The following is a 17,195-nucleotide window of genomic DNA, read 5'->3' as shown; positions in this document are numbered from 1 at the left end:
AACGGCTTCGGACGCGCCCTGATCGTAGCGGTGCGGCTGGAGCCGTTGCTGCATAACGAACGCCAGCCTCTTACAGTAAACCAGCTTGGGGTGGTGGTCGCTTTATCAATAACCCGCGTCTGCTGGCTGGCGCGTGTATCGTGAGACGTTTTTTCATGACTGAATCTTTTGCCGAACTTTTTGAAGAAAGCCTCAAGGACCTGGACGTTGCCCGTGGTTCCATCATCCGCGGCACCGTGGTCGCCATCGACAGCGACTGGGTGGTGGTCAACGCCGGCCTGAAATCCGAAGGCATCATCTCCCGCGACGAGTTCATCAGCGAGAGCGGTGAACTGGAAATCGCCGAAGGCGATGAGGTGGAAGTTGCCGTTGACGCCATCGACGATGGCATGGGCTTCACCCGCCTGTCCCGTGAGAAAGCCAAGCGCGCCGAAGTCTGGGGCGAACTGGAAGTGGCTTTCGACAAAGACGAGATCGTCAAAGGTCATATCTCCGGCAAGGTCAAAGGTGGCTTCACCGTGGATATCGGTCCGATCCGCGCGTTCCTGCCAGGTTCCCTGGTGGATATCCGCCCGGTTCGCGATGTCACCCACCTGGAAGGCAAGGATCTGGACTTCAAAGTCATCAAGCTGGATCCGAAGCGCAACAACGTGGTGGTTTCCCGCCGCGCGGTCATGGAAGCGGAACACTCCGCCGAGCGCGAAGCTCTGCTGGAATCTCTGCAGGAAGGCATGGTGGTCAAGGGTATCGTGAAGAACCTGACCGACTACGGTGCGTTCGTGGATCTGGGCGGCATCGATGGCCTGCTGCACATCACCGACATGGCCTGGAAGCGCATCAAGCATCCCAGCGAAATCGTCGAAGTGGGTCAGGAAATCGAAGTCAAGGTACTCAAGTTCGACCGCGAGAAAATGCGTGTCTCCCTGGGCCTCAAGCAGCTGGGCGAGGATCCGTGGCACGACATCGTGCAGAAGTACCCGGAAGGTGCCCGCGTCAAGGCGCGCGTTACCAACCTCACCGATTACGGCTGCTTCGCCGAGATCGAGGAAGGTGTGGAAGGCCTGGTTCACGTTTCCGAAATGGACTGGACCAACAAGAACATCCACCCGTCCAAAGTGGTAGAGATCGGCGACGAAGTGGAAGTGATGATCCTGGATATCGACGAAGATCGCCGTCGTATCTCCCTGGGCATCAAACAGTGCCTGTCCAATCCGTGGGAAGCCTTCGCCACCAACTACCAGAAAGGCGACCGCATCTCCGGCAAGATCAAGTCCATCACTGACTTCGGCATCTTCATCGGCCTGGAAGGCGGTATCGATGGTCTGGTGCACCTTTCCGACATTTCCTGGGAAGAAGCCGGCGAAGACGCGGTACGCAACTTCAACAAGGGTGACGAGCTGGAAACCGTGGTTCTGTCCATCGATGCCGAGCGCGAAAGAATTTCCCTTGGAATCAAGCAGTTGACAGACGATCCGTTTGCTCAGTATGTTGCTGCAAACGAGAAGGGCAGCATCGTTAAGGGTACGGTCAAGGCCGTGGACGCCAAAGGCGCCACCGTCGAGCTGGCTGAAAACGTGGAAGGTTACCTGCGTGCCAGCGAGATCAGCCGTGATCGCATTAACGACGCTTCCCAGGTTCTCAACGTGGGTGACGAGGTGGAAGGCCGAATCACCAACATCGACCGTAAGAACCGTTCCATCAATGTGTCCGTGCGCGCCAAGGATCAGGTTCAGGATCGCGAGGCCATGGACAACCTGCAAGGCCAGGATGCCAATGCTCCGAAGACCATTGGTGACCTGATCAAGCAGCAAATGGAAAACAGCAACGAGTCATAATGGCTCCTCCCGGGGGCCGGCCACGAGGCCGGCCCCGCTGGGCAGGGAGCCCAGGGGAGTAGGTTGTAATGGCATCTGCGTTAACCAAGTCCAAACTCATCGCTCGGATCGCCAGAACTTACACCAGCAATGATCTCTCCACCAAGGACGTGGAACTCGCCATCAAAGCCCTGATCGACTACATGGCCGACGCCATGGTAGAAGGCGAACGCATCGAGATTCGGGGTTTCGGCAGCTTCTCCCTCCATTTCCGCGCACCGCGCGTGGGCCGTAATCCGAAGACCGGCGCCAGCGTGGAGTTGCAAGGCAAATACGTTCCCCACTTCAAATGCGGCAAGGACCTGCGTGAACGGGTCAATCGTGCCATGCAGGACGATGACGGGGGCGACCATAACGAGCACCGGAGCGAGCGGCGCCACCATGCCAGCCACAGCGCCAAGGCCATCCGGGGCTGATACCGACGACACCGGGGCCTGACCGACATGCGAACTCTCTACCGTGCTCTGTTGATTCTGGTACTGCTGGCCATTTTCCTGGCCGCATTCTTCTTTGTTACCGCCAACACTCAAATGGTGACTCTGGATATGTTGATCCAGGGATGGCGCTGGCAGGTCAGCCTTGGCGTGCTCGCCGTGGGTCTGCTTGCCGTGGGCCTGTTGGCGGGACTGCTTATCGGGCTGGGCTTTAAAGGACTGCGTGGGTTGTTTGGAAGCCGTTCATGAGTGAACCCCTATGGCTGATACCGCTGTTCTTCTTCGCCATCGCCATGGGATTCTTCCTGGGCCGGCGTGAAGGCAAGCGGCGGCAACGGCGGCGCATGGCGTCGCTCTCCCAGGAATACGTGGCCGGGCTCAATTTCCTCCTCAACGAGGAGCCGGACAAGGCGGTGGAAGCCCTGCTCAGCAGTCTGGAAGTCAGCCCCCAGACACTGGAAACCCACCTCAGCATGGCGCGCCTGTTTCGCAAAAGAGGCGAGTTCGACCGTGCCACCCTGATCCATTCCCATCTGCTGGAAAGCGGCGATTTGCCACGGCCCACCCAGGAGCAGATCCAGCTTGAGCTGGCCGAGGATTATTTCGCCGGCGGGCTGTTCGATCGCGCCGAGGAAGTGCTGCTGGAAATGCTCGACCAGGATTGCGAACAGCGCGAGCAGGTAACGCGCCAACTGATGAAGCTCTACGAGCAGGAGCGAGACTGGCCCAATGCCATCGCCATGGGCGAGCGGCTGATCAAGGGCGACGCCAAGATCGCGCCGATTCTGGCCCAGTATTGCTGCGAGGAGGCGGAAGGGCAGGTGGCCCGTAGCGAGCTGGTGCCGGCCCGTCGCACATTGCGCCGCGCCCTGGGCTTCGACAAGGAGTGCGTACGCGCCAGTGTCGATCTGGGACGCCTGGAAATGCGGGAACAGAACTGGGAAGCGGCCATCGCCGCCTTCCGCCGCATCTGGGACCAGGACCGCGACTTCTTCGATGAATACCTGGACGATCTGCGTCAATGCTATGAGCAACTGGAGCAGGCAGAGGACTTCATCCGCATGCTTGCCGACTACAGCGCCGAGCACCCCAGCACGGCCCGGGTGCTGGTGCTGTCCGGTCAGCTCAAGGAGCGCTATGGCGATCGCGAAGCGGCCAAATTCATCGCCGAGTACATGCAGGCCAACCCTTCCGTTCGTGGTCTGGATCGCCTGATCGACATGAATCTGCAGGTGGCTGATCAAAGCGAAGCCCGTGAACAGCTGGAGTTGCTCAAGCAATTGACGCAAAGGCTGATGAGCGACCGCACCATCTATCAATGCCGTCGTTGCGGCTTTACCACGCCACTGCTGCAATGGCGCTGCCCGAGTTGCCGCCGCTGGGGCACCATCAAACCGCGATCCGAAGGAGACGCCAAATCGTGACCCCCAGCAGTCCCATTATCGTTGCTCTGGATTACCCCCGTGCCGAGGATGCCCTGGCCATGGCGGCGCGGCTGGATCCCGCCCGGGTGCGGGTAAAAGTGGGCAAGGAGCTGTTCACCCGGGCCGGTCCCGATGTGGTTAGAGCGTTACAGGACCAGGGCTTTGAAGTGTTTCTGGACCTCAAGTATCACGACATCCCCAATACCGTGGCCGGCGCCGTGCGCGCTGCCGCCGAACTGGGGGTGTGGATGGTCAATGTGCACGCCAGTGGTGGCAAGCGCATGATGAGCGCCGCCCGGGAAGCGCTGGAAGGCGCCGCCCGCCGGCCCTTGCTTACCGCGGTGACGGTATTGACCAGCCAGACCGGGGACGATCTGCGCGAAGTGGGCATCGCCCGTGCCGCCGAGGAGCAGGTGATGGCACTGGCGCGGTTGACCGAGGATAGCGGTCTGGATGGCGTGGTCTGTTCCGCTCTGGAAGCGCCGATGCTGCGTCGCGCCCGTGGCGAGAACTTCCTGCTGGTGACGCCGGGCATTCGTCCCGAGGGCAGCGCCAGCGACGATCAGCGCCGCATCATGACCCCGCGCCAGGCTCGCGAGCAGGGCGTGTCCTACATGGTTATCGGCCGCCCAATCACCCAGGCGGCGGAGCCGACGGCGGTGGTGGACGAAATCTTACAGAGTCTGTCCTGAAACACTGACGCAAACTGTCTGAAATGGCGGACAGCCTGCTCCGTGCGTCCCGTTTAGAGTGTCTTCTCCAACAACAAACCTTAAGGAGAAGGGAATGAAACTCTATCGTGCATTGTGTTTGGTGGCGGCGCTGCTGGGATCAGCGGTCTGGACCCAGACCGCCCAGGCGGCGGAGGATCCGGCGCTGGACAGCGCCACGGCTTCGGCGGTGGTGGAACAGACCGTCAACCTGAATCAGGCCACGTCGGCGGAGCTGCAATTGCTCAAGGGCGTCGGTCCGAAAACCGCCGAGGCGATCATTGCCTGGCGGGAACAGGAAGGGCCGTTTCAGGATGTGGAGCAATTGCTGGCGATCAAGGGCATTGGTGAGAAAACCCTGCAGGCGATCCGCGACCGGCTGACGTTGTAAGGTAATGCTGTCCCACAGTCGTGGGGCAGCTCGCTTACATGCAACACGCCGGCACGCTAAACCCAAGCCTGCTGCCGGCGACAAGGCCTCTGTAGGAGCTTGCCCTGCAAGCGAATTGTTCTGCGGTCAAGACTTCGCTTGCAGGGCAAGCTCCTACAGAGGCTTCGTAGTTCGATCCGCGGGAAGCTGCTTTAGCGGCGAATGGTGTGTTAGCGTACCGGCGTGTTGCGTGTAAGCGATATTCTTGCTTATGTCGGCCGCTGACTCCGCGGAAACTCGCAAAGATCGGCGATAATGCACTCACCGCACTTAGGCTTGCGAGCCACGCAGGTGTAGCGCCCGTGCAGAATCAGCCAGTGGTGACAGTCGCGTTTGAACTCCTCCGGGACCACCCGGAGCAGGCGCTGTTCCACCTCGTTGACGTTTTTCCCCGGCGCGATGCGGGTGCGATTGGACACCCGGAAAATATGCGTGTCCACGGCGATGGTGGGCTCACCGAAAGCGGTGTTGAGCACCACGTTGGCGGTCTTGCGACCGACGCCGGGCAGCGCCTCCAGGGCGGCGCGATCACGCGGCACTTCGCCACCATGAAAGGCGAGCAGCTGCTCGCACAGTTTGATGACGTTATTGGCCTTGGAATTAAACAGCCCGATGGTTTTGATATATTCCTTCAAACCGTCCACGCCCAATGCCAGAATCGCTTCCGGCGTATTGGCCACCGGAAACAAGCGATCGGTGGCCTTGTTGACGCCGACGTCGGTGGCCTGGGCGGACAGCACTACCGCCACCAGTAACTCGAAAGGGGTGTCGTAGTTCAGCTCCGTGGTGGGATGGGGACGCTGTGCCCGCAGACGGCGGAAAATTTCCGTGCGTTTCTCGCGATTCATGCCTGCTCCTGAATCAGATCGCCGCAGTATAGCGAATCAGTGCGCTATCGCCACGTCGGAACGAACCGGACATCCCCGCGTCAAAAGCAGATTGCCCGGACCCCCGGTAAGAGGGCGAAGAAAAAGGGAGTGAGTATGCAGTTTTCCGCCATGGAAACCCTGATGGTGGCCCTCATCGTACTGGTCGTGGGGCAGCTATTGGTTCATCGATTCCGTATCCTGTCCGACCTCAATATGCCGGAACCGGTGGTGGGCGGGCTGCTCGCCACGCTGCTGGTCACCGGTCTGCAGCTGGCGGGTGTATCGCTGACCTTCGACGATGCGCTGAAAGGCCCCGCCATGCTGTTTTTCTTCGGCGCGGTGGGGCTGGCCGCGGATTTTCGTTTGCTGCGCCAGGGCGGCTGGCCGATGGTGGTGTTCGCGATTCTGGTGATCATCCTGGTGTTTCTGCAGGACGTGGCCGGTGTCCTGATGGCCAAACTGCTGGGGCTGTCACCGTTTTACGGCCTGCTGGGAGGCTCGATCACCATGACCGGCGGTCATGGCACGGGTATCGCCTGGGGCGAAGTGTTCAGCAACGACTTTGGTATTGGTGGCGCCAGCGAACTGGCCGCGGCATCCGCTACCTTTGGTCTGGTATTCGGGGCGCTACTGGGCGGGCCGTTGGCAATGATGCTGATCCGGCGCTATCGGTTGCAGGTCCCCGCCGGTCGCGAGGACGGCGAATACGATGGCGCGGAAAAGCCCCGCCCGATTGCCGCCGCCAGCGTGGTGCGTATTCTCATGCTGTTGTCCATCGGTGTGGTGGTGGGTTCCGTGGCGGAACACTACTCTCAGCACTGGGTGCGTCTGCCGACCTTCGTCTGGGTGCTGTTTGTCTGCATTCTGCTGGGTAACCTGGCGCGCCGTCTGTGGCCGGTGAATGACGCCACCATCGAGATGGTGGGCAATACCTCGCTGAGCGTGTTTCTTGCCATCACGCTGATGAGTCTGCAGTTATTGCAATTGGTGGATCTGGCGCTGCCGATGCTGGCCATGCTGCTGGTCCAGGTGGCGTTGGCGGTCAGCTTCATTGTCTTTATCACCTTCAGAGTGATGGGGCGTAATTACGATTCCGCGGTGCTGTGCGCGGGCCATTGCGGCTTCGCCATGGGTGCCACGCCCACCGCGGTGGCCAATATCCAGGCGGTGACGCAGCATCACGGTCCCTCGCCGTTGGCCTTCATCATTATTCCGGTGGTGGGTGGCTTCATCGTTGATATCGTCAACGCCACCATCATTCAGGGGTTTGTTTCTGTACTTGGAGGGTGAAAAGCAGTTGACAGTTGATAGTGGACAGTTGACAGCGAAAAACAAAGAAAAGACGAAACAGCCTGATCTTTAGCCGCTGTGGGAAGCTTGCTTGCTAGCGAATGGGGTTCGCTCAGGTGTTTGCAATATTCCTGTTTTTATTTTTTCGCTGTCAACTGTCCACTATCAACTGTCAACTGCAAAAAGGCCGCTGGAATCCTTTCCAGCGGCCTTTTTGGTTGTGAGCGCTTTTCGGTTTTAACGTCTTTACTGGGTGATGACGTGGCCGTCTTCAACACGCAGCCGGTCACCCGGTTTGTTGTCCATTTTGATGGTGTCTTCCTTACCATCGAACACGTAAGTGACCTGGTAACCCTCCACGGAGCTCTTGTTGTCCATTACCGTGTTACAACGTCGCTCGGTAGTTGTGGTGGTGTTGTTCTGTTGCATTTTCTTTTGCGCCTGGTTGCCGGCGATACCGCCGACAATGGCACCACCCGCGGTGGCCGCGTCCTTGCCGCTGCCGCCACCGAACTGATGGCCGATCACGCCGCCGACCACGGCGCCAATGGCGCTACCGGTAATACGATGTTGATCCTTCACCGGAGCCTGACGTTGTACCGCCACGTCCTGACAGACCTCGCGGGGTTCCTGCCATTTCTTGACGATGGGGTCCACCTTCGTCACCTCGGCATAGCCGGACTGTTTCGGGGCTATTGCCTGGTAGGCGCCATATCCGATCCCGGCCACGGCAACGGTACCCACGACGGTCAAAGCGACAAGGGCTGCACTCTTCATGGGGGGTCTCCTGTTATTAAAGTTTGCCGTTGTATGGACTTATTATCGTGGATTTTGGCCAGCCCGTTGTATAACAGTAGTAAAATCGCGACTGGCGACACACCAAATTTTTGGCTATCAGAGCGGCTTTTCAGGCGAAAGACAGGTGAAACCGGCGTGACCCGCCGGTTCCGATCAACTGACTTTACCGGTGGTGCGGACGCGGCGGCTGCCGGAGGAGGAAGGGGCTTCACGGCGCTGTTTGGCGGCTTTCATCCGTTTGTCGATAACATTCTTGCCGGCGATGATCAGGCCCAGCCCCAGGAAGGCGCCGGGGGGCAGGACCGCGAGCAGGAAACCGCCGTAGTTGGGGATGATCTCGATGCGCAGCTGTTCCGCCCAGGGGCCCAGCAGCAATTGCATATTGGCGAACAGGGTGCCGGCGCCGACCACTTCGCGCAGCGCGCCGAGAATCACCAGCACGATCAGAAAACCCAGGCCCATCATGAAACCGTCGGTCACCGCCGGCAGCAGCGCGTGCTTGCTGGCGAAAGCGTCGGCGCGTCCGAGCACGGTGCAATTGGTCACGATCAAGGGAATAAAAATCCCCAGAATCTGGTACAGCTCGAAGGTGAACGCCTGCATCAGCATCTCGATCACCGTCACCATGGCGGCAATGATCATGACGAAAGCGGGCAGCCGTATAGCGTCGGTGACGTAGTGACGGATCAGCGACACGGCGGCGTTGGACCCCATCAGTACCACCAGCGTGGCCAGCCCCAGACCAAGGGCATTGACCACCGAACCGGTTACCGCCAACAGCGGGCACAGGCCGAGAATCTGCACGGTGGCCGGATTGTTATTCCACAACCCATCGCGGGTGATCTTGCCGTAATCCACGTCAGCCATCACAGCTCTCCGTTGTCTGCGCTTGGGCGGGCGTCTTGAACACCTCATCTCCGTGTGCCTGATAGTAACGCAGGGCGCCATGTACGGCGCTTACCACCGCCCGGGGGGTGATGGTGGCACCGGTGAAACTGTCAAACCGGCCGCCATCCTTCTTCACTGCCCAACCTGGAGTGGATGGCTGTTCCAGGGACGCGCCATTGAATCCCAGAATCCAGTCGGATTTGCGAATCTCGATATTATCGCCCAGGCCCGGTGTTTCATTATGCGGTGGCACCACTCGCACGCCGAGTATGGTGCCGTCATGGTCGACACCGACGATCAAACGGATATCACCACCGTAGCCGTCCGGCGCCACCGCTTCCAGTACCGCGCCGCTGGCCTCGCCGCCAAGACGGGCGCGGTAGAGCTGATGTTCGCCGTGGCCCAACAAAGGGTCGGTGACGGTAATGCTGTCATCCAATAGCGGATTGTCGTGCCGGGCCGGCGGCATCACCTGGGCCAGAGCGTCCGCCAGGGCGCTTTGCCGGTTGCACTCCACTCGCTGCCGGGTGGCCTGGTTGGTCAGTGCCAGAGTGGCGGCGGTGCCGATGGCGAACAGACCGAGAATCACCGCGTTGCGGGTAATTGCCTGGCCAATCATGAGCCGGCTCCCCGCTTGGCGCGTTCGTGGCCATAGGTGCGTGGCCGGGTGTAGTAGTCAATGAACGGCGCCGCCAGGTTCAACAGCAGCACCGAGAACGCCACCGCGTCCGGATAGCCGCCGAAGGTGCGGATCACCCAGATCAGTATTCCGATCAGCGCGCCGTAAATCAGACGCCCGCGTGAGCTGGTGGCGGCACTGACCGGATCGGTGGCGATGAAAAAGGCGCCCAGCATGGTGCCACCGGAAAACAGATGAAACAGCGGATCGGCATAACGCAGCGGGTCGATCTGCCAGGCGATCAGCGCCGGCACCGCGAGGCCGGCGAGAAAGGCCAGCGGAATGTGCCAGCCGATCACGCGCCGGAACAGCAGATATACCCCGCCGAGCAGAAACGCCAGATTGACCCATTCCCAGCCCAGCCCGGCCCAGCGACCATGCAGAACAATCATACGGTCCAGCGCATCGGCGTTGCCGGCGAAGGTTCGAAAGGTGTCCAGAGGGGTTGCTCCGGAAAGGCCGTCAAGCGCGCCATGGCCGAGGAACTGAAGCACGCTTTCCAGAACATCGGGGGTGCGATAGGGAGCGCCGCCGACCCAGTTGGTCATCGCCACCGGGAAGGAGATCAGCAACAGCACGTAGCCGATCATGGCCGGGTTGAACGGATTCATACCCAGGCCACCGTACAGCTGCTTGGCGACGATAATGGCGAACGCCACGCCGATAAACGTCAGCCACCAGGGCGCGGTGGGGGGCAATGCCAGAGCCAGCAGCACGGCGGTGACCACGGCGCTGCCATCGCGTAAGTACAAAGCGACAGGGCGGCCGCGTGCACGCAGCATGGCCGCTTCACAGAGTAGCGCCACCAGTATCGCCCAGATCACGTTCAGCAAAGTGCCGATGCCGAACAAGAGCGTCAGGATCGCCAGGCCGGGCAGGGTGGCGTAGATCACCTGGCGCATCACCATGCCGGTGTCGACCGGGCCGCGCGCGTGGGGCGAGGAGGCGTTGATCAGCGCCATGTGCGTTGCGCTCCTGGTGTTCCGATAGGATTCATTCTTCCGCCAGTCCGTGTTCTTCCAGGGCCTGTTTCAGGGCCCGCCGCGCCAGATGAGCGTCGTGTTCCAGGGTGCCCAGTTCCGAGGTCAGCCGTTTCAGGGTGTCTTCGTCGGCGGTATCGCGCAGGTGTTTCAACTCGTCGCTCTTGTCCCGCAGTGCCGTTTCCGCGCGGGCGGCGTCCAGCTTGAGGGTTTTCAGGTCCTTGCCGGTATGGGCGAGCAGCGACGCCTTGGTTTCGTCCATCAAGGCGTCCAGGGCATCGCGGGTATGATCGGTTTTGGCCTTGAGTTTTTCCACCCGGGCTTCCATCGTAGCCAGGTCCACCGCGCCGTCGCGGCGGGCCCGGTCAAGGGCGGAATGGGCTTCCTTGTATTGCTTGTGCGCCATCTTGTAGGCGGTCTTCAAGGCATTCAGGCGTTTTTGCCGTTTGGCCGTTTCTTCGTCGCCTTCTGGCTCCTGACCGCCGACACTGGCCGGTTCGGTCGTTGTCGGCGCGGCTGTGGCGGCCGGGGGCGGCGGCGCTGTTTTTGGCGTGGCGGGCGCCGCGGTCTTGGCGTCCCGCAATTGTTGCTTGAGTTCGTCCGCCTTGGCTTTCAGGCGGTCCGCTTCAGCGCGCAACCGGGCCACATCATCGGCTTCGTTTTGTTCCGCTTCCTTGGTCGCTTTCACCGCGGCCTTGTAGGCGGACGAGGCCTCGGCCACGGCCTTTTTCAGTGCCTCCACCGGATCCGGGGCGGCCGTGGGGGCTTCTGCGGGCTTCCCGGCGCGAGCATCACGCAGGGCGGCCTTGAGCCGGTCCGCCTCTGCTTTCAGGGTATCCGCCCGGCTTTGCAGTGCGGCGGCATCCTCCCGCTCTTCCGCCAGCGCGGCCTTGGCCTCGCGCAGGGCGTTCTTGTAAGCGGCGGAGGCGTCGGCGACCTGTTTCTTGAGGTCCGCCTCGGCCTTGGAGGCGTCCAGAGAGGCTTGCTTGAGGGCGGCGGCGTTGTCTCCGGCGGGCGCGGGGGCGCGGTTGGCCTGCTGGCGCGCGCGGCGGCGTGCCTCTTTCTCCGCCTGCTCCTTTTCCACCCGTGCCTGCCGGGCCTCGAACCGCTCACGGGCCCGGTCCGCCTTGGCCCGCTCCGCCGCCTGGGTACGGATCTCACCCTTGGCGTAGCGGTAATACTGCACCAGCGGAATATGGCTGGGGCAGACATAGGCGCAGGCGCCGCACTCGATGCAGTCCATCAGATTCTGCTGTTGAGCCCGCTCCAGATCGTCGTTCTTGGCGTACCAGTACAGCTGTTGGGGTAACAGACTGGCGGGGCAGGCATTGGCGCAGGCGCCGCAGCGGATACAGGCCTGTTCAGGCTCCGGTTCCGGCAGCAGATCAGTGGATGCGGCGATCAGGCAATTGCTGGTTTTCACCAGTGGGATCGCCGGATTGTGCAGGGTGAAGCCCATCATCGGGCCGCCCAGTACCAGCCGTTGCAGTCGGGTCTTGTCGACACCGGCGTGTTGCAGCAATGCCGCCACCGGGGTGCCGAGCAGAATCTCATAGTTACCCGGCCGCGCCACCGCGTCCCCGGTCACCGTGGTGATACGGCTGATCAGCGGCTCGCCGTCAAACAGGGCTCGCTTCAGAGCGTAGGCGGTGCCCACGTTCTGGCACACCACGCCGACCTGGATCGGCAGACCGCCGCTGCCGACTTCCTTGCCGGTGAGTAACTGAATCAGCTGTTTTTCGCCGCCGGAGGGGTACTTGGTGGGTACCACGCGGACGTCGATATCGGCGCCGACGGCGGCAGCCCGCAGAGCGGCGGCGGCCTCCGGTTTATTGTCCTCGATGCCGAGCAGGGTCCGTTCCGGGTTCAGCAGGTACTGCAGCACCTGGATGCCCTGAACGATGTCCGCCGCTCTTTCACGCATCAGACGGTCGTCGGCGGTAATGAAAGGCTCGCACTCCACCCCGTTGATGATCAGTTCGCGCACGCGCTGATGATCACCCAGTGACACCTTCACCGAGGTGGGAAAACCGGCGCCGCCAAGGCCAACGATGCCGGCCTCGGCGATACGTTCCAGCAATTCACCGGGGCTCAGTGCGAAAGGGTCATCCAGCGATGCCCGATCTCCCCAGCGATCCTCGCCGTCCGGTTCCAGCACCAGACATTGGGCGTCCATGCCGGAAGGGTGCTGGATCGGGCGCGGGCCGATGGCAACGACGGTGCCGGAAGTCGGCGCATGGAGCGGAGCGCTGACGGTGCCGTTGCCTTCGGCCAAGTGCTGCCCCTTGAGCACCTTGTCACCGACCTGGACCAGGGGCCGGGCGGGGGCGCCGATATGCATGTTCAACGGCAATATCAGCTGCGCAGGAAGCGGGCCGGGGAGGATCGGTGTGGTGTTGGACTCACTCTTGTGCTCTGGCGGGTGAATGCCGCCGGGGAAGTCGAAAATCTCGCGGCTGCCGCCCCGGAACAGTTTCGCCAACATCACAGATTCACCACGTCGATGCGTTGTTCGGGGCTTTGGCCGGCGCCGGCCGGCCGCTGCCAGGTCCAGGTTCCGAGGGTTGGGGCCACCGGCACCATGTCGATGCAGTCCACCGGGCAGGGCTCCACGCACAGATCGCAGCCGGTGCACTCATCGACGATCACTGTGTGCATCAGCTTGGCGGCGCCGACGATGGCGTCCACCGGACAGGCCTGGATGCACTTGGTGCAGCCGATGCACTCGTCCTCGCGGATATAGGCCACTTTCTTCACCGTGGCATCCTCGCTGCCATCGTCGTCCAGCGGCAGCACCTCGCGTCCGAGCAGTTCGGCCAGCGCTTCCACCGTGACCTCGCCGCCGGGCGGGCAGCGGTTGTGTTCCTCGCCGTTGGCGATGGCTTCGGCATAGGGACGGCAGCCGGGATGGCCGCATTGGCCGCATTGGGTTTGCGGCAGCAGGGCGTCGATCTGATCGACAATGGGATCACCCTCGACCTTGAACTTCTCCGAGGCGAAGCCCAGCGCGGCGCCGAATACGGCGGCCAGTGCCAGCAGTGCGGCGATGGCAATCAGGATCGTGGTCATGATCGCGCCTCCGGACGAGCCGGGCGCTTGGCGTCCAGTCCCTTCATAACTTCACCAGCCCGGAAAACCCCATGAACGCCAGTGACATCAGACCGGCGGTGATCAGGCCGATACTGGGGCCGCGAAACGCTTCCGGCACGTCGGCGGCGGCGATTCGCTCGCGCATGGCGGCGAACAGTATCAGCACCAGGGAAAAACCGAGGGCGGCGCCGAACCCATAGGTCAGCGAGGTCATGAAGGTGGCGTCTTCCTGGCGCACGTTCAGCAGCGCCACGCCAAGCACCGCGCAGTTGGAGGTGATCAGCGGCAGGAACACGCCCAGCACCCGATACAGCAGCGGGCTGGCCTTCTTGACGAACATCTCGGTGAATTGCACCGCCACCGCGATCACCAGGATAAAGCTGATGGTACGCAGGTATTCCAGCGACAGCGGCTGGAGGATATAGGCCCAGGTGAGGTAGGCGAGCACCGACGACAGCGTCAACACGAACGTGGTGGCCAGGGACATGCCGATGGCGGTCTCCACTTTATTGGAGACACCCATGAACGGGCACAGGCCCAGGAACTGGACCAGCACGAAGTTATTCACCAGCACTGCGCTGACAAGAATGAGCAGGTAGTCGGTCATTACAGAAGCCCGTCCGGCCGCTCGACGCCAAGGCGTCGCAGGCCTGTTTTCTCACCAGTTTACGAAGGCGGCATAGTATGGGACAGGGAAATATGCCGAACAAGACGGTTTTGTTTGCCCTACCCGGCGGTTTCGTTATAAGACATCGCCTCTTCGGCTGGATTATGCGGCTATTTTCCTTTTGGAGGCTTGTTGTGAGTCAAGTGCCGTTCCGTTCTCCGGTAGGCGACCGATATCCTGGTTACCGGGGCTGGCCATGGCCGGCTCGACCGGGACCGGCGGACCGTTTTGTGGCGGCTGGGCTGGACATTAACCCGCCTTCTCATGCAGGGTAATGGGGCGCGCGAGTCATGAATAAGCGGTTGTCCCGGCGACGGCCCGCTGATGTTGAACAAGCGTAAAAAGTGTCGTGTTTTCCATACCGCACCGCGTTTTTCCCGGGGGAATGAGATAGGGTACACGGCGTATCGGACCTGAAGATGAATTTCAATGGAGATGTTATGAAACTTTTTCGATTGCTCGGCGTGGCCCTGACGGCTTTGACTCTGAGCTTGCCGCTGGCTGCTCAGGCGCAGCAGGCTGGGCAGCCGGATGAAGTGGCGCAGCTGGCCAGTCTGGTCAATCTGACCGACGATCAGCAGAAGGAAATCCGTGGTCTGATTCAGTCCACCGATGCCGAGGTCCGCAAGCTCCAGGCGGAAGCTCGCAGCCTTCAGGAAAAGCTGCAAGGCGAAGTGAAGCCCGGTTACAGCGAGCGCAATATTACTCGCACGGCGAAGAAACTGGGCGAAGTGATGGGCGAGATCACCGGTAAAACAGTACTGCTGCAAGCTCAGGTGGAATCGGTGATGACCGAAGAGCAACGCGCCGAGCTGCAGAAGAAAATGGAGGAACAGCAGCGTCAGATGCAACAACGTATGCAGCAGATGCAGCAACAACAGCAGCAACAACGCTAAACGCGAGGTTGTCTGGCAAAAAAAAGCGGGCCAAAGGCCCGCTTTTTTTGTGGCCACCGTCCATGGCCGTTTTGTTCAGCCCACTTCCATGCCGGGTTCGGCGCCGCTGTCCGGGGACAGCAGGAAGATATCCTCGCCACCGGGGCCGGCGGCCAGAATCATGCCTTCGGAAACACCGAATTTCATCTTGCGTGGCGCCAGATTGGCTACCAGTACCAGCAACCGGCCGTCCAATTGTTCCGGGCTGTATTTGGCTTTGATACCGGAAAATACGGTGCGCTCGCCGAGTGCGCCGACGTCCAGCCGCAGACACAACAGTTTATCGGCGCCTTCCACGTGGGACGCTTCGATCACCCTGGCGACGCGCAGCTGCACTTTGCTGAAATCACTGATATCAATGTGACCATCACTTTGCTCCGCCGCCCTGGCCGCTCTGTCGTCTTCCTTTTTCGTTGCCGCCGCCGGCGTGGAATCCTTGGACGCTTCCAGCATGGCTTCGATATGAGCCATATCCACCCGCGCCATCAACGGAGTGAACTTGTTGATCGGGTGCTCCAGCAGCAGCTTGTCGGCATCCGCCCAGGTCATCGGTTCGACCGCCAGGAATTGCTCCGCCCGTTCCGCCAGACCCGGCAATACCGGTTTCAGATACAGCGTCAGCAGACGGAACACGTTCAGGGCAGTGGTACACACAGCCAGCACTTCCTGTTCCCGACCCTCTTCCTTGGCCAGGGTCCAGGGGGCCTTGTCGGCGATGTAGCCGTTGGCGTGATCGGCCAGCGCCATGATCTCGCGCATGGCCTTGCCGAACTCACGTTGTTCATAGAATTCGGCGATGCGAGGGGCCGCTTCCTGGGCTTCTCGCACCAGTAATGGATTATCCATCTGGGCACTCAGAGTACCGCCGAATTTCTTGACGAAGTTACCGGTGCGGCTGGCGATGTTCACCACCTTGCCGACCAGGTCGGTGTTTACGCGCTGGGCGAAGTCGGCCAGGTTGAGATCGAAGTCGTCCACCCGGTTGTTGAGTTTGGCGGCGAAGTAATAGCGCAGGTACTCCGGGTTCAGATGCTCCAGATAGGTGCGTGCCTTGATGAAGGTGCCGCGGGACTTGGACATCTTGGCGCCGTTCACGGTGACGAAGCCATGACTGAAAATGGCGGTGGGTTTGCGCAGCCCGGCGCCGTCCAGCATCGCCGGCCAGAACAGGCCGTGGAAGTTGATGATGTCCTTGCCGATGAAATGATACAGCTCGGTCTTGGAGTCCGGTTGCCAGTACTCATCGAAATCCAGCCCTTCACGTTGGCAAAGGTTCTGGAAGCTGGCCATGTAACCGATCGGGGCGTCCAGCCAGACATAGAAGAACTTGCCCGGATAGCCGGGAATTTCGAAGCCGAAATAGGGGGCCTCCCGGGAGATGTCCCAGGGCTGCAGGTCTTCCATCCATTCCTGAAGCTTGTTGGCCACCCCTTCCTGGAGGGAGCCGGAGCGGGTCCATTCGCGCAGCAACTGTTCGAACTGGGGCAGGTCGAAGAATAACTGAGTGACGTCTTTTTCCACCGGAGTGGCGCCGCTGATGGCGGAATAGGGCTCGATCAGCTCCGCTGGCGAGTAGGTGGCGCCGCACACCTCGCAGTTGTCGCCGTACTGATCCGGGGATTTGCATTTCGGGCAGGTGCCGCGGACGAAGCGGTCGGCCAGGAACATGCCCTTTTCCGGGTCGTAGAGCTGGGTGATGGTCTTCTCGACGATGTAGCCGGCGTCCTTGTTACGCTGGAACACCATTTCGGAGAGCGCCTTGTTCTCCGGGCTGTGGGTGCTGTAGTAATTATCGAAGCGGATCAGGAAGTCGGCGAAATCCCGTTCGTGATCGGCTTTCACCTGGGCGATCTGCTGCTCCGGCGTGATGCCGTTTTCCTGCGCCTTGAGCATGATGGCGGTGCCGTGAGCGTCGTCGGCGCAGACATAAAGGCAATTGACGCCACGCAGTTTCTGGAAGCGCGCCCAGATATCGGTCTGAATGTATTCCAGCAGATGACCCAGGTGAATCGGGCCATTGGCGTAGGGCAGGGCGCTGGTAACCAGGATCTTACGGGTTTGGTCGCTCATGGAAGACTACATCGTGGACGGAATCGGACCGGCTATGATACTGGCCATGGCGGTTAT

General features: G+C 61.1%; 17 protein-coding genes. 8 read left to right on the top strand and 9 right to left on the bottom strand.

Annotated elements, in window-relative coordinates; genetic code table 11:
* The first annotated feature begins 155 nt into the window (after positions 1–155).
* The 6 genes from rpsA (at position 156) to B5T_RS14665 (ending at position 4,833) form a co-directional block, all read left to right on the top strand.
* Complete coding sequence (gene rpsA / locus B5T_RS14690; protein WP_014995308.1) at positions 156–1,835, top strand: 30S ribosomal protein S1; 1,680 nt, start codon at positions 156–158, stop codon at positions 1,833–1,835.
* Positions 1,836–1,903: 68 nt separating this feature from the next.
* Positions 1,904–2,290, top strand: a complete 387-nt coding sequence (gene ihfB, locus B5T_RS14685) for an integration host factor subunit beta (RefSeq protein WP_014995307.1) — start codon at positions 1,904–1,906, stop codon at positions 2,288–2,290.
* A 27-nt stretch (positions 2,291–2,317) separates the two neighbouring features.
* Complete coding sequence (locus B5T_RS14680) at positions 2,318–2,557, top strand: lipopolysaccharide assembly protein LapA domain-containing protein (protein WP_014995306.1); 240 nt, start codon at positions 2,318–2,320, stop codon at positions 2,555–2,557.
* Entirely contained in the window at positions 2,554–3,732 is a 1,179-nt protein-coding gene (gene lapB / locus B5T_RS14675) for a lipopolysaccharide assembly protein LapB (RefSeq protein ID WP_014995305.1), read from the top strand. The genes B5T_RS14680 and lapB overlap by 4 nt, the downstream gene beginning before the upstream one ends.
* Positions 3,729–4,424 (top strand): orotidine-5'-phosphate decarboxylase, encoded by a 696-nt coding sequence (gene pyrF, locus B5T_RS14670; RefSeq protein WP_014995304.1) that lies wholly within the window; start codon positions 3,729–3,731, stop codon positions 4,422–4,424. Before lapB ends, pyrF begins: the two co-directional genes overlap by 4 nt.
* Before the next feature lie 94 nt (positions 4,425–4,518).
* On the top strand, positions 4,519–4,833 hold the full coding sequence (locus B5T_RS14665; RefSeq protein WP_014995303.1) for a ComEA family DNA-binding protein: 315 nt from the start codon (positions 4,519–4,521) through the stop codon (positions 4,831–4,833).
* A gap of 248 nt (positions 4,834–5,081) precedes the next feature.
* Here B5T_RS14665 and nth read toward each other — a convergent pair whose 3' ends face one another.
* Positions 5,082–5,720, bottom strand: a complete 639-nt coding sequence (nth, locus tag B5T_RS14660) for an endonuclease III (RefSeq protein WP_014995302.1) — start codon at positions 5,718–5,720, stop codon at positions 5,082–5,084.
* A 135-nt stretch (positions 5,721–5,855) separates the two neighbouring features.
* On the opposite strand from nth, the gene gltS reads away from it, so the two are divergent.
* Entirely contained in the window at positions 5,856–7,031 is a 1,176-nt protein-coding gene (gene gltS / locus B5T_RS14655) for a sodium/glutamate symporter (RefSeq protein WP_014995301.1), read from the top strand.
* 246 nt (positions 7,032–7,277) lie between these two features.
* On the opposite strand, the gene B5T_RS14650 is transcribed toward gltS, so the two are convergent.
* The 7 genes from B5T_RS14650 to rsxA form a co-directional block, all read right to left on the bottom strand.
* Positions 7,278–7,808 (bottom strand): glycine zipper 2TM domain-containing protein, encoded by a 531-nt coding sequence (locus B5T_RS14650; RefSeq protein WP_014995300.1) that lies wholly within the window; start codon positions 7,806–7,808, stop codon positions 7,278–7,280.
* 174 nt (positions 7,809–7,982) lie between these two features.
* Positions 7,983–8,696, bottom strand: a complete 714-nt coding sequence (locus B5T_RS14645) for an electron transport complex subunit E (RefSeq protein WP_014995299.1) — start codon at positions 8,694–8,696, stop codon at positions 7,983–7,985.
* Complete coding sequence (gene rsxG, locus B5T_RS14640; protein WP_014995298.1) at positions 8,689–9,336, bottom strand: electron transport complex subunit RsxG; 648 nt, start codon at positions 9,334–9,336, stop codon at positions 8,689–8,691. The genes B5T_RS14645 and rsxG overlap by 8 nt, the downstream gene beginning before the upstream one ends.
* Positions 9,333–10,358: an electron transport complex subunit RsxD gene (gene rsxD, locus B5T_RS14635; RefSeq protein WP_014995297.1), complete on the bottom strand. Its 1,026-nt coding sequence runs from the start codon at positions 10,356–10,358 to the stop codon at positions 9,333–9,335. The genes rsxG and rsxD overlap by 4 nt, the downstream gene beginning before the upstream one ends.
* Before the next feature lie 31 nt (positions 10,359–10,389).
* Positions 10,390–12,861, bottom strand: coding sequence for an electron transport complex subunit RsxC (gene rsxC / locus B5T_RS14630; protein ID WP_014995296.1), 2,472 nt, complete (start codon positions 12,859–12,861; stop codon positions 10,390–10,392).
* Entirely contained in the window at positions 12,861–13,445 is a 585-nt protein-coding gene (rsxB, locus tag B5T_RS14625) for an electron transport complex subunit RsxB (protein ID WP_014995295.1), read from the bottom strand. Before rsxB ends, rsxC begins: the two co-directional genes overlap by 1 nt.
* A gap of 43 nt (positions 13,446–13,488) precedes the next feature.
* Positions 13,489–14,073 carry an electron transport complex subunit RsxA gene (rsxA, locus tag B5T_RS14620; protein ID WP_014995294.1) on the bottom strand — a complete coding sequence of 195 codons (585 nt, stop codon included), beginning with the start codon at positions 14,071–14,073 and terminating at the stop codon, positions 13,489–13,491.
* A 500-nt stretch (positions 14,074–14,573) separates the two neighbouring features.
* Here rsxA and B5T_RS14615 point away from each other — a divergent pair, with 500 nt between their 5' ends.
* Positions 14,574–15,029: a Spy/CpxP family protein refolding chaperone gene (locus B5T_RS14615; RefSeq protein WP_014995293.1), complete on the top strand. Its 456-nt coding sequence runs from the start codon at positions 14,574–14,576 to the stop codon at positions 15,027–15,029.
* Positions 15,030–15,104: 75 nt separating this feature from the next.
* Here the strand turns inward: B5T_RS14615 and metG are convergent, their stop codons facing one another.
* Positions 15,105–17,138 (bottom strand): methionine--tRNA ligase, encoded by a 2,034-nt coding sequence (metG, locus tag B5T_RS14610; RefSeq protein WP_014995292.1) that lies wholly within the window; start codon positions 17,136–17,138, stop codon positions 15,105–15,107.
* Between the last annotated feature and the right edge of the window lie 57 nt (positions 17,139–17,195).

It is taken from the genome of Alloalcanivorax dieselolei B5, from assembly GCF_000300005.1.
Taxonomy (GTDB): Bacteria; Pseudomonadota; Gammaproteobacteria; order Pseudomonadales; family Alcanivoracaceae; genus Alloalcanivorax; species Alloalcanivorax dieselolei.
Note: the sequence above shows the minus strand (reverse complement) of the source record. Positions and strands in the feature narration are given on the sequence as shown.

What these genes read in the sequence shown, in the direction of transcription:
- rsxB (WP_014995295.1), bottom strand. Translation starts at nt 13,445, where the DNA reads ATGACCACGATCCTGATTGCCATCGCCGCACTGCTGGCACTGGCCGCC.
- rsxC (WP_014995296.1), bottom strand. Translation starts at nt 12,861, where the DNA reads ATGTTGGCGAAACTGTTCCGGGGCGGCAGCCGCGAGATTTTCGACTTC.
- rpsA (WP_014995308.1), top strand. Translation starts at nt 156, where the DNA reads ATGACTGAATCTTTTGCCGAACTTTTTGAAGAAAGCCTCAAGGACCTG.
- gltS (WP_014995301.1), top strand. Translation starts at nt 5,856, where the DNA reads ATGCAGTTTTCCGCCATGGAAACCCTGATGGTGGCCCTCATCGTACTG.
- B5T_RS14615 (WP_014995293.1), top strand. Translation starts at nt 14,574, where the DNA reads ATGAAACTTTTTCGATTGCTCGGCGTGGCCCTGACGGCTTTGACTCTG.
- B5T_RS14650 (WP_014995300.1), bottom strand. Translation starts at nt 7,808, where the DNA reads ATGAAGAGTGCAGCCCTTGTCGCTTTGACCGTCGTGGGTACCGTTGCC.
- rsxD (WP_014995297.1), bottom strand. Translation starts at nt 10,358, where the DNA reads ATGGCGCTGATCAACGCCTCCTCGCCCCACGCGCGCGGCCCGGTCGAC.
- B5T_RS14680 (WP_014995306.1), top strand. Translation starts at nt 2,318, where the DNA reads ATGCGAACTCTCTACCGTGCTCTGTTGATTCTGGTACTGCTGGCCATT.
- rsxA (WP_014995294.1), bottom strand. Translation starts at nt 14,073, where the DNA reads ATGACCGACTACCTGCTCATTCTTGTCAGCGCAGTGCTGGTGAATAAC.
- nth (WP_014995302.1), bottom strand. Translation starts at nt 5,720, where the DNA reads ATGAATCGCGAGAAACGCACGGAAATTTTCCGCCGTCTGCGGGCACAG.
- lapB (WP_014995305.1), top strand. Translation starts at nt 2,554, where the DNA reads ATGAGTGAACCCCTATGGCTGATACCGCTGTTCTTCTTCGCCATCGCC.
- rsxG (WP_014995298.1), bottom strand. Translation starts at nt 9,336, where the DNA reads ATGATTGGCCAGGCAATTACCCGCAACGCGGTGATTCTCGGTCTGTTC.
- B5T_RS14665 (WP_014995303.1), top strand. Translation starts at nt 4,519, where the DNA reads ATGAAACTCTATCGTGCATTGTGTTTGGTGGCGGCGCTGCTGGGATCA.
- metG (WP_014995292.1), bottom strand. Translation starts at nt 17,138, where the DNA reads ATGAGCGACCAAACCCGTAAGATCCTGGTTACCAGCGCCCTGCCCTAC.
- ihfB (WP_014995307.1), top strand. Translation starts at nt 1,904, where the DNA reads ATGGCATCTGCGTTAACCAAGTCCAAACTCATCGCTCGGATCGCCAGA.
- B5T_RS14645 (WP_014995299.1), bottom strand. Translation starts at nt 8,696, where the DNA reads ATGGCTGACGTGGATTACGGCAAGATCACCCGCGATGGGTTGTGGAAT.